11 protein-coding genes are annotated in these 11,192 nt (G+C 67.4%); 4 read left to right on the forward strand and 7 right to left on the reverse strand.

Annotation, left to right across the window (positions count from 1 at the left end; all coding sequences use genetic code 11):
- The first annotated feature begins 36 nt into the window (after positions 1-36).
- Positions 37-1,938 (forward strand): ATP-binding protein, encoded by a 1,902-nt coding sequence (locus KBY67_RS02060; RefSeq protein ID WP_255108164.1) that lies wholly within the window; start codon positions 37-39, stop codon positions 1,936-1,938.
- A gap of 162 nt (positions 1,939-2,100) precedes the next feature.
- Complete coding sequence (locus tag KBY67_RS02065) at positions 2,101-2,490, forward strand: hypothetical protein (protein WP_255108166.1); 390 nt, start codon at positions 2,101-2,103, stop codon at positions 2,488-2,490.
- A 35-nt stretch (positions 2,491-2,525) separates the two neighbouring features.
- Here the strand turns inward: KBY67_RS02065 and menB are convergent, their stop codons facing one another.
- Together menB and menD are read right to left on the reverse strand one after the other, a co-directional pair.
- Entirely contained in the window at positions 2,526-3,422 is an 897-nt protein-coding gene (gene menB, locus KBY67_RS02070) for a 1,4-dihydroxy-2-naphthoyl-CoA synthase (RefSeq protein WP_255108168.1), read from the reverse strand.
- Positions 3,419-5,170, reverse strand: coding sequence for a 2-succinyl-5-enolpyruvyl-6-hydroxy-3-cyclohexene-1-carboxylic-acid synthase (gene menD / locus KBY67_RS02075; RefSeq protein ID WP_399213734.1), 1,752 nt, complete (start codon positions 5,168-5,170; stop codon positions 3,419-3,421). Before menD ends, menB begins: the two co-directional genes overlap by 4 nt.
- 113 nt (positions 5,171-5,283) lie before the next feature.
- Here menD and lepB point away from each other — a divergent pair, with 113 nt between their 5' ends.
- On the forward strand, positions 5,284-5,889 hold the full coding sequence (gene lepB, locus KBY67_RS02080) for a signal peptidase I (protein WP_399213729.1): 606 nt from the start codon (positions 5,284-5,286) through the stop codon (positions 5,887-5,889).
- A 53-nt stretch (positions 5,890-5,942) separates the two neighbouring features.
- A complete protein-coding gene (locus KBY67_RS02085; RefSeq protein ID WP_255108174.1) occupies positions 5,943-6,290 on the forward strand; it encodes a DUF760 domain-containing protein in 348 nt (115 codons plus the stop codon).
- On the opposite strand, the gene KBY67_RS02090 is transcribed toward KBY67_RS02085, so the two are convergent.
- The 5 genes from KBY67_RS02090 to psbA all read right to left on the reverse strand — a co-directional run.
- Positions 6,280-7,494 carry a DUF4336 domain-containing protein gene (locus KBY67_RS02090; RefSeq protein ID WP_255108176.1) on the reverse strand — a complete coding sequence of 405 codons (1,215 nt, stop codon included), beginning with the start codon at positions 7,492-7,494 and terminating at the stop codon, positions 6,280-6,282. The two genes, KBY67_RS02085 and KBY67_RS02090, sit on opposite strands and share 11 nt — an antisense overlap.
- Positions 7,491-8,330 (reverse strand): metal ABC transporter permease, encoded by an 840-nt coding sequence (locus KBY67_RS02095; protein ID WP_255108179.1) that lies wholly within the window; start codon positions 8,328-8,330, stop codon positions 7,491-7,493. Before KBY67_RS02095 ends, KBY67_RS02090 begins: the two co-directional genes overlap by 4 nt.
- A complete protein-coding gene (locus KBY67_RS02100) occupies positions 8,330-9,166 on the reverse strand; it encodes a metal ABC transporter ATP-binding protein (protein ID WP_255108181.1) in 837 nt (278 codons plus the stop codon). Before KBY67_RS02100 ends, KBY67_RS02095 begins: the two co-directional genes overlap by 1 nt.
- 4 nt (positions 9,167-9,170) lie before the next feature.
- Positions 9,171-10,103 (reverse strand): metal ABC transporter substrate-binding protein, encoded by a 933-nt coding sequence (locus KBY67_RS02105; protein WP_255108183.1) that lies wholly within the window; start codon positions 10,101-10,103, stop codon positions 9,171-9,173.
- 162 nt (positions 10,104-10,265) lie between these two features.
- The coding region (gene psbA, locus KBY67_RS02110; protein WP_255108186.1) for a photosystem II q(b) protein at positions 10,266-11,192 on the reverse strand (927 nt) is incomplete at its 5' end.

Consider the following 11,192-nt stretch of genomic DNA (forward strand, 5'->3'; position numbering starts at 1 on the left):
CCTACGAGCTCCCGGAGCGTTCGGCTGGAGGCTTTTTTGGCTGGAGCCACGGTGTTTCTGGCCTCGGCTACGGCCCTGGTGTTCACCGAACGCATGGCCTCACGGGCGCTCCTGCAGCAGGCACGAATCGATCTGATTGGTTTTGCAGGCATTTCGGCCGCCAGCATCGATGCTCGCTTGCATGGTCGAATCATGGCCGCCCGAAGGATCGGTACTCCGGAGTACCGGGTTGCCTCTGAGCCCCTGCTGGCACTTCGCGGGGCTGTGCCAGAGGCTTATTACGCTTACACCTTGGTGGCCTCAGCCAAGGGCCAGGCCCCGCGTTTTGGGCTCGATAGCTCCTACTACATCAAGAATGCCGGCGACGACACCCCCGTCGCCCAGCCAGGTCAGCCCTATCCCGATGCGTCCCCGGCTGTCCTGCGGGCCCTGAGCACTGGGTTGGCCGACGCCAGCCGTGACACCTACACCGATTCCTGGGGCACCTTTCTCAGTGCCTACGCACCCTTTCGCACGGCCGATGGTCGTGTCGCAGGGCTGGTGGGAGTTGATCTCTCCCTGGAGGCCCTCAACGCTAGGCTTCAGCCTCTGCGCCTGGCCCTTGGTCTCGGGTTGCTGGCCAGTTCGGCGCTCTCGGTGCTTGTGGGCCTTCGGCGCTTCCAGGCCCTGCGGGGACGGGTCGAGGTCCTGGCCCTGCAGGAGCGCGGCAGGATCCTTGCTGAGCAGGCCAACCGGGCCAAGAGCATCTTTCTGGCCAGCGTGAGCCATGAGATCCGAACGCCGCTCCACGGCATCCTCGGCATGAGTGCCATGGCCCTGGACGGTGACCTGTCGAGGGATCAGCGGGAATTCCTCGAGACGATCCAGTGCTCGGGAGAAAACCTGCTCCGCTTGCTCAACGACATCCTGGAGTTCACGACCATTGAGGCTGGGCGTCTCAAGGTGCAGCCGCGGCCTTTTCAGCTTTGTTCGCTGCTGGATCGGGCGATTGAGGCCCACGCAGCTGATGCCCGTGGCAAGGGGCTCGATCTGACGCTTCAACTCCCGCAGGTTTCGGCCCGTCCCGAACGGTTGGTGAATGGCCTCTGGATCGTCTCTGATCCTGAGCGGTTGCTGCAGATCCTCTCCCACCTGCTCGGCAACGCCGTCAAGTTCAGTGAACACGGCCGGGTGCAGCTGATGGTTGTCCTGGTGCCTGCCACTTCACCCGAGATTGTTCAAGTTGGGTTCACTGTTTCAGACACCGGCATCGGCATGGAGCCGGAGGTTGTTCAGCAGCTGTTCCAACCCTTTTCCCAGGCTGATGGCTCTTCTACCCGACTCCATGGCGGCACAGGCCTGGGTCTGGTGATCGCCCAGCGGCTTGTTGCCGCTCTGGGGGGCAGCTTGGCTGTGGAAAGCCAGCTTGGCCTGGGCACTCGTTTCAGCTTCGCGCTTGAGGTCCCCATCGCGCCGTCAGCAGCGCCGCTGACGAACGACGAGGCCGAGCCGGAGTCTGCTGGTGATGGCATCGCCGACGCCTCCCGGGCCAAGGCGTTCCGGCTTTCCCTGCGCATCCTTGTGGCCGAAGACAGTGCCGTCAACCGCCGGGTGTGCGCGCTGATGTTCGCCAAGCTGGGGCTGAGCGTCAGTTTCGCCGTCGACGGTGAGGAGGCGGTGTCCCTTCACGCTTCCCTTGATCCGGACCTGATCGTGATGGATGTGCAGATGCCCCGCCTCGATGGCCTGGGGGCCACCCGCCGGATTCGCCGCAACTGCGGCGATCAGCAGCGCCCATGGATCGTGGCGCTCACGGCTGGAGCCACTGTGGCTGATCGCGCTGAGGCGCTGGAAGCCGGCATGAACGACTTTCTGACCAAGCCGCTGCAGCTGGCGCAGCTCAGCGATGCGCTCGATCGGGCCAGTCGGGCCTCGAGGGCAATCAGGGTGAAGTGCTGAACCCTCGGCGGTTCGATCGAAGTGGCGGCCAGGCCATCGGGGTCGGCGTGAAGAAGGTCTTGAGGCAATGGATCGCCGTGGGCTGTTCTGGTCCAACTGGAGAACAGCGTGCCTGGCGTGGCTCCAGGGGCCACTGTGTCAGTGCCTCCGCTGCTCAATCCCATGGCTGCCGCTCCCTATTTGATCGCCCTGGCCCTGCTGGAGCAGGGGGGGCAGCGGGCGATGCCACTGCAGGGGAAATCGTTGCTTGAGCCCGTGCCGGCCGATGGTGATCCGGGTGATGTCGGACGGCAGCAGGCCCTTGAGCTGCTGGTGAGGGTGTGGCAGCGCAGTGAGGAGGGTGCGCTGCGCCGGGCGGCTGGCGAGCACAGCCTGCTGCTGCTGGAGCTGCCGATTGAGGCTCTGCAGGAGACATTGCCGGCCCTCAAGGCCCAGTGGATCGCCACCGGCGACAGCACGGTCTTTCTGCAACGGCTGAGGGAGCTGGCGGGCGGTCTCTGGATCCTGGGTCTGGAACGCCGTGAGCCTCTCTGCTTCCGGCGGCTTCAGTAGGGGCTCCTGCCCAGTGGCTTCAGGGCAACCAGGTGTCACGGCAACCAGGGGGAATCGCTGAAGTCGGGATCACGCTTCTCCAGGAAGGCATTGCGCCCCTCCTGACCCTCGGCGGTTCGATAGAAGAGGTGGGTGGCCTGGCCCGCCAGCTCCTGAATGCCGGCCAGTCCATCGGTTTCGGCGTTGAAGGACGCCTTGAGGCAACGGATCGCCGTGGGGCTGTGCTGCAGCACCTCCCGGGCCCAGCGCACCCCCTCGGCTTCCAGCTCGTGGAGCGGCACCACCGCGTTTACCAGGCCCATGGCCAGAGCCTCTTCGGCGCTGTAGCGACGGCAGAGGAACCAGATCTCCCGGGCCTTGCGCTGGCCCACCAGGCGCGCCAGGTAGCCGGCGCCGAAACCGCCATCGAAGCTGCCCACCCTCGGGCCCGTCTGGCCAAAAACGGCGTTCTCCGCCGCCAGGCTGAGGTCGCAGAGCAGATGCAGCACCTGGCCGCCGCCGATGGCGTAGCCCGCCACCAGGGCGATCACCACCTTGGGCAGGGAGCGGATCTGGCGTTGCAGATCGAGCACGTTCAGGCGCGGCAGGCCGCTTTCATCGAGGTAGCCACCATCGCCGCGCACGCTCTGGTCGCCGCCGGCACAGAAGGCGTAGCCCCCGTCAGCGGCCGGGCCCACGCCGGTGAACAGCACCGCGCCCACCCGCGGGTTGTCGCGCACCCGGCTGAAGGCGTCGTACAGCTCCACCACCGTGCGCGGGCGGAAGGCGTTGCGCTTGGCCGGACGGTTGATGGCGATCCGGGCGATCCCCTCCCCACAGAGGTCGAAGCGGATGTCCTCGTAGCTGGCGGCGGGCTGCCAGTGCACCAGGCTCTCCCCCGGCAACACCGGGTCAGAACCAGGGGCAGCGGCCGGCTGGGGATCGGCGCTCATCGCGGCGGGGGCTGGGGCGGAGCCATTCTGAGCTGTGGGCGCGGGCGGTCCTGGCGCAGGCGCTGTCGCCACCGGGCATCGGCCTGGCGATCGGTTCTCACCTCCAGCAGGGCCACGGGCCGCTCCAGGGCCCAGGCGAGGGCTTCGCCCAGTTCGGCCAGGGCCCCCACCCGACGCCAGGGCACCCCATAGGCGGCAGCCAGGGCGGTGTGATCCAGGGGCTGAGCCATGGCGAAGAGGCGCTCGAAATCCAGGCCCGCCGCCGCCCGGATCGGCAGCTGCTCGAAGATGCCGCCGCCACCGTTCTCGATCAGCACCACGGTGAGCCGGCCCTGTAGCCGGTGGTGCCAGAGCCAGCCGTTGGCGTCGTGGAGCAGGGCCAGATCGCCGCTCAGCAGCACCAGCCTGCCCAGGCTCTCCGCCAGTCCGGCCGCCAGCGACAGGGTGCCGTCGATGCCGGAGGCTCCGCGGAAGCCATAAACGGGCCGGGCGGGGCCGCTGGGATCGGCGAAGCTCTCCCAGTCGCGCACGGGGCTGCTGCTGGCCAGCATCACCGCCAGGCCCGGTGGCAGCAGCTGGCTCAGGGCCCGGGCCAGGCTGGGTTCATCCGGCCGGCGGGCCGCCGGCTGGTTCAGTTGGGCGTTCAGCCAGTGTTGGGTGCCGTCTTCGGCGGCCCGCCAGCGAGCCAGATCGTTTTGGTGGGCGGTGGTGCCGTCGCCGCCCTGCCAGAGAGCAGCCGGCAGGGCGGCGCACCAGGCCGAGAGGCCAACGCTGCAGCTGGCCGTCACCGTGCCCAGCGGATCGAGCGGTCGCGGATCCCCTTCGCTGATCAGCACCTGCAGGCCGCCGCACTGCGCCAGCCAGCGCTGCAGCCGCTGGCTGGCGGGCAGTGGCCCCAGCCTCAGCACCTGGGGGGGAGTCAGGGCGGGGTCAGGGTCTTCGAGGATCAGGTCGTAGCCGGCCACCAGCTCCAGATCGGTCTGGCCCCGAAGGCCGGAGAGTCCATCGGCCAGCAGCGGCCAGCCACTGCGCCGCTGCCAGCGCCCCAGTGCCTCCACAAAGGCTGGCCAGTGCTGGGGGCTGCCCCGCCAGGGGCCCGCCACGATCAGGCCGGGGCGATCAGGATCCAAGCCGAGCAGCCCGAGCGCCTCGGTGGCTTCCGCTGGGGCGCCAGCTGGGGCTTCAGCCGGGATATCAGCGCTGGCTTCCGCTGGGGTGCCCAGTTCAGCGGCCAGGCGCTGCAGGGCCTCCGCGCTGGCATGGAGTGGTTCTTCAAAGGGCAGATTCAGGTGTACCGGCCCCATCGGGGCCGCCAGGGCGCTGCGGTGGGCCTGGCGGGCCAGGTCCCGGATGGCTGTGGGGTCCATCTCGGCCAGGCCCCGGCCATCGGCCTGGGCGAACCAGCGGCAGCAGGCGGCGAGGAACTCCTCCTGGTTCACGGTCTGGTTGGCGCCGCAGTTCTTCAGGCGCAGTGGACGATCGGCGCTGAGCAGCAGCAGCGGGATGGAGCCACTACCCGCCTCCACCACCGCCGGCAGCAGGTTGGCCACGGCGGTGCCGGAGGTGGTGATCACCACCGCTGGTCGGCCCTCGCCCCTGGCCAGACCCAGGGCGAAGAACCCCGCCGAGCGCTCATCGATGGCCGTGTGCAGCTCCAGCCCCCGCTGCAGCAGCAGCCCTGCCGCCGCCGCCAGGGGCCCCGAGCGGCTGCCTGGGCAAAGCACCACCCGCCTCACCCCCAGGGCCATCAGCTCCAGCAGTAACTGCGCCGCCGCCCGCAGGTTGGCCTCAGCCCGATCACCGTGCTGAGGAGGCAGCTGCTGGCTCACTGGGTCCGCCACCGCTTCAGGATGGAGAGATCATGCCCAATCCCCCTCCGGCCCCCTCGGCCATGCCCCCCTCCGGCGCCAGTCGCCGCTGGGGGGGCGCCCGCCAACTGCTGCCTCTGCTGCTCTGGGTGGCCGTGGCCCTGCTGATGCGTTGGCAGGTGATGGAACCCCGCTGGATCCCCTCGGGTTCGATGCTGCCCACCCTGCAGCTGGAGGACCGCATCCTGGTGGAGAAGCTCCGGCCACGCCTGGCCCCGGTCCTGCCGCTCGGGGCGATCGTGGTCTTTCGTCCGCCAGATCCCCTCCTGGCCGCCGGTTACGACCCCCGGGCCGCCCTGATCAAACGGGTGGTCGGGCTGCCCGGCGATGTGATCGAAGTGGCCTCTGGCCACCTGCTCCGCAATGGCGTGGTGGTGAGCGAACCCTGGCGGAGTGAGCCGATCGACTACGAGCTCCCACCGCTCACCGTGCCGGCTGGCCACCTGCTGGTGATGGGGGATAACCGCAATGCCAGCCTTGACTCCCACCTCTGGGGCCCCCTGCCGGCCGACCACGTGATCGGCACCGCCGTGTTCCGGTACTGGCCCCTGCGCCATCTCGGCCCCCTTCGGTCTTCACCACCTGCGGGGAACAGGTGATCTGAAACCTTGCGTTAGGGTTCCTACCCAGAAACGGATCACGCCGGAGGGGCATGTTCAACCCGGAGTTCCTGACCACCGACAGCGAAGCAATCAGCGGGAACTCCCTGATTCAATATCTGCAGGATCAGTCACCTGATGTGCTTCAGCGGGTCGCCCGCTCCGCCAGTGGCGACATCCAGGACATCATTCGCCACAACGTTCAAGGATTGCTGGGGATGCTCCCCGGTGAGCAGTTCGAAGTGAAGATTCAGACCAGCCGCGACAACCTCGCCGGGCTGCTGGCCTCCGCGATGATGACTGGTTATTTCCTGCGCCAGATGGAGCAACGAATGGAGCTGGAAACCACCCTCTTCGGCGAGGGCGGTCTGGACGCCGATCCTGGTGAACTCAAGCTCTGAGCTTCGGGTCGTTCTCTGAGTCCCGCTCGTCCCTTGGTTCACTGGGCACCACACCCCAGCGCACCAGGGTCTCGTCGATGCCGGCCAGGTAGGCCCAGGAGCCCTCAGACACGGCCCAGGGCCGTTGTCTGATCGCCAGGGCCAGATCTTGCAGATCACCGGCTGAGCAGGCCATCGGGGCGTCGTAGTGGGCGGGCACGAGCCAGCGCAGCTGCTTCAGCTCGCCGAGGCCCTCCAGCCAATGCAGCAGGGCCTCCCGACAGCGGGGGAACACAAGCCGCTCCAGCACTGGAGCCACCTGCAGGCGGGCTTCACCGCGGGGGCCCAGCAGGGCCTTGAACTCCCTCTCCCAGCCCTGCGACCAGCGAAAGGGGTAAAGGCCGAAATAGGACCGGGGCTGGCGCAGGCCCGGTTGCAGCGCCTGGCTGAACACCTCTTTGAGCCCAGGAACGTCCACCGATTCGGGGCGGAGGTAGGAGGCGAACAGCACCATCCGCCACCAGCCGCGGCGCCGCTGCTCAGGGGTGTCGATCAGGGGCTGATCGCCCCGGTCGCGGCCATGGAAGAGCAGCGGTGTGGGATCGGCCTCGAACAGCTGGGGCGGCGCCGGCGGGATCGCCACCAGGGCATCGGTCACCAGCAGGGTTCCGCTGGCCCTGTGCAGGCAGGCCATCTCCATGAAGGTGCCCGCTCCCAGGTCGATAGGACCGAGGGGATGCCAGCTGAGGTCCTCTTGATGGGGAAGGCCATCCGCCAGGAGCACCCGGGTGCGGCAGCGGGGGAACCCCAGCCAGGCCAGGGGCAGGGAGATCGGAAAGCTCCATTGCTGCGGGCTCACCCAGACCTCGGCCCCGGGGAAAGCCCGGGCCATGGCCGGCACCGGCAGCTTGTGCTCCAGGCCGGAGCTGGTGGGCAGCACGATCGTGCGCACCGCTCCAAAGCGCCGCTCCAGGGCGCGCAACTCCGCCAGCACCTCCTCGGTGGGGGGCAACGGTGCGTACAGCAAGAGCCCTTCGCGCAGCCGCAGCACCGTCATGCGGATCGGCACCGCCACGTAGAAGATCCCCTGCAGCTGCTCGAAGCTCCAGATCTGATCAGGGATGAGCGTGCGCACCAGGGTGCGGCGCTGGCCGTAGGGATAGAGCGGCAGCAGGGGCCACCAGGGCCAGCTCTGGCTAGGCCTTGGCTGCTCCACCGGCGTCAACGGCGCTGCTGGGCCAGCAGGCCGTGGCGGGGCGCGAACAGGAAACTGAGCACGAACAGACCCGTCTGCACCAGCACGATGCAGCCCGCCGTCGAGGCATCCATCCAGTAGCTCCAGTAGATGCCCAGCACGCTGGAGAGCACGGCCGAGCCGATGGCGATCCAGGTCATGCGATCGAAGCGGTCGGTCAGCAGGTAGGCGGTGGCTCCCGGCGTCACCAGCATCGCCACCACCAGGATGATGCCCACCGTCTGCAGCCCGGCCACCGCCGCCAGGGAGAGCACCGAGAGCAGCAGGTAGTGCAGGAAGCCGGTGTTGACGCCGATCGAGCGGGCGTGGGTGGGGTCGAAGCAGAACAGGATCAGGTCGCGCCGGAACAGCAGCAGCAGTACCAGCACCAGCACGCTGATCAGCACCGTCTGACGGATGTCCTCGCCGCTGATCCCCAACACGTTGCCGAAAAGAATGTGGGTGAGGTCGATGGTGCTGCGCACCTTTGAGATCAGCGTGAGACCGAGGGCGAAGAAACCGGTGAACACCAGTCCGATCACGGTGTCTTCCTTGATCCGGGTCATCTGCTTGATGTACCCGATCACCGCCACCGAGCCCACCCCAAAGATGAAGGCCCCGAGGGCGAAGGGCAGGTTGAGCGCATAGGCGATCACCACCCCCGGCATCACCGCGTGGGACACCGCATCGCCCATCAGCGCCCAGCCCTTGAGGGTCATGAAGCAGGAGAGCAGCCCGCAGATGCCCGCCACCAGGGCACTCACCAGCAGCGCCCGCACCATGAAGTCGTGGCGAAGGGGCTCCAGCAGCCAGAACAGGGGATCCATCAGGGTTCACTCCGCCAGGGTTGGCGCCCCGGCTCCAGGCGCGGCTCCAGGCCTGGGCTGGTGAGCAGCTGGGCGGGGCTGCCGCCGAAGGTGCGCGCCAGGTTCTCCTCGGTGAACACCTCGGAGGTGTCGCCGTAGGCCAGCACGGTCTTGTTGATCAGTACCACCTCATCGCAGAAGCCGGTGATGTGCGAAAGGTCGTGGGTGGAGATCAGCAGGCTGCGGCCCTCGGCGCGGAACTGCTGGAACAACTCGATCATCAGCCGCTCGGTGCGGATGTCGACGCCGGCGAAGGGTTCATCGAGCAGCAGCACCGAGGAGCCCTGGGCCAGGGCCCGTGCCAGGAAGGCCCGCTTGCGCTGACCGCCGGAGAGTTCACCGATCTGGCGGTGGCGCAGGGGCCAGAGTTCCACCCGCTCCAGGCTCTCGCGCACGGCGCGGTGGTCGTCGCGGCTGGGAATCCTCAGCAGGTTCATGCCGCCGTAGCGGCCCATCATCACCACGTTGGCCACGTGGATCGGGAAGTTCCAATCCACACTTTCCATCTGCGGCACGTAGGCCACGGCCTGGCGACGCAGGGCCTGGCGCAGGGGCAGGCCATTGATGCTGATGTCCCCCTGGGAGGGCCGCACGAAGCCCATCAGGGCCTTGAACAGGGTGGATTTACCGGCACCGTTGGTGCCCACCAGTCCGCAGATGCTGCCGGCATTCACCCGCAGCGACACCTCATGCAGGGCCACGGCCCCGTGGTAGCTGACACAGAGGTGGCTGACGCGAATGCGCTCGGCCCTGGGGGCCAGGTCGGGGTGGGCGATCAGATCGGGGGGGTTGTCCATGGCTTCAGCTCCCCCCCTTGAGGCCCTGGATCAGGGTGCGCACGTTGTGGCGCTGCAGCTTCAGCAGGGTCGGGGCTTCCCCCTGCGGAGTGGAGAGCGAATCCACGTAGAACACCCCCCCGAAGCGGGCGCCGGTCTCCTCGGCCACCTGGCGCTGCACCTTGTCACTGACGGTGCTCTCGCAGAACACCGCCGGCACCTGGCGTCGGCGCACGGTGGCGATCAGCCGCGCCATGCGCTGGGGCGTGACCTGGGATTCGGAATTGACCGGCCAGAGGTAGGCCTCATCAAGGCCGTAGTCGCGGGCCAGATAGGTGAAGGCCCCCTCACAGCTGGCCAGCAGCCGCTTGGACGCCGGAATCGTGGCCAGCTCGCGGCGCAGGTCCTTGTCGAGGAGCCGGAGCTGACCGCGGTAAGCCTCAGCGCGTCGGCGGTAGTCGTCGGCGTTGGCCGGATCGAGCTGGCTGAAGGCCTGGCGGATGTTCTCCACGTAGATCTCTGCGAGGCGGGGGGACATCCAGGCATGGGGATTGGGCTTTCCCCTGTAGGCATCTTCGGTGATCGGCAGAGGAGTGATCCCAGCGGTGAGGGTGACCCGCTTGAGCTTCGGCATCCCCGCCAGGAAGCGATCGCTCCAGCGCTCCAGGTTCAGACCGTTCTCCAGCACCAGGGCGGCCCCCTCCACTCGGCGCAGATCGCTGGGGGTGGGCTCGTAGCCGTGGATTTCCGCCCCCAGCTTGGTGATCGACTCCACCCGCAGGTGATCCCCGGCCACGTGGCGGGCCATGTCGGCCAGCACGGTGAAGGTGGTAATCACCAAGGGCCGCTCCTGGGCGACAGGCCCTGCGCTGCGGCAACTGGCCAGGGCAGGCAGCAGCAGCAGGACCGCGATCAGCCAGCCCAAGGGCCCCGCGCACTGCCGCCGGGTCGGATCCATTGCCTTTGCACCGATCCGAGCTGCCAAACACCTTTCTCATCAGCACATAAATCTAGAAGCCCTGGCGGTAGCCCCTGGGGCGCGGTCTGATCATCGGGCAACAAAAAGCCCCTGCCGGGGCAGGGGCTGAGCGGATACTCGCCCCGGGGGGGCGAGTGGAATTCAGCCGATGGTTGGGGCGGTGAGGGCCAGGGGCACGATCTCGCTGGTGGCTAGATCCAGCGGGAAGTTGTGGGCGTTGCGCTCGTGCATCACCTCGAAGCCGAGGTTGCCGCGGTTGAGCACATCGGCCCAGGTGTTGATCACCCGGCCCTGGGCATCAAGGATCGACTGGTTGAAGTTGAAGCCGTTCAGGTTGAAGGCCATCGTGCTCACGCCAAGGGCGGTGAACCAGATGCCGACCACAGGCCAGGCCGCCAGGAAGAAGTGCAGGCTGCGGCTGTTGTTGAAGCTGGCGTATTGGAAGATCAGGCGACCGAAGTAACCGTGGGCAGCCACGATGTTATAGGTCTCTTCCTCTTGGCCGAACTTGTAGCCGTAGTTCTGGCTCTCGCTCTCGGTGGTTTCACGCACCAGGGAGCTGGTGACGAGCGAACCGTGCATGGCGGAGAACAGGGAGCCACCGAACACACCTGCCACACCCAACATGTGGAAGGGGTGCATCAGGATGTTGTGCTCTGCCTGGAACACCAACATGAAGTTGAAGGTGCCGGAGATGCCGAGGGGCATGCCGTCAGAGAAGGAACCTTGACCGAAGGGGTAGATCAGGAAGACCGCGAAGGCCGCCGAGAGGGGCGCGGAATAGGCCACGCAGATCCAGGGGCGCATGCCGAGGCGGTAGGAGAGTTCCCACTGGCGGCCCATGTAGCAGGCGATGCCGATCAGAAAGTGGAACACCACCAACTGGTAGGGACCGCCGTTGTACAGCCACTCGTCGAGGCTGGCGGCTTCCCAGATCGGGTAGAAGTGCAGGCCGATGGCGTTGCTGGAGGGAACAACGGCACCGGAGATGATGTTGTTGCCGTAGAGCAGTGAACCGGCAACCGGCTCACGGATGCCGTCGATGTCGACGGGGGGAGCAGCGATGAA

It is taken from the genome of Synechococcus sp. RedBA-s, assembly GCF_024345495.1.
In the GTDB taxonomy this organism is placed as follows: Bacteria; Cyanobacteriota; Cyanobacteriia; order PCC-6307; family Cyanobiaceae; genus Regnicoccus_A.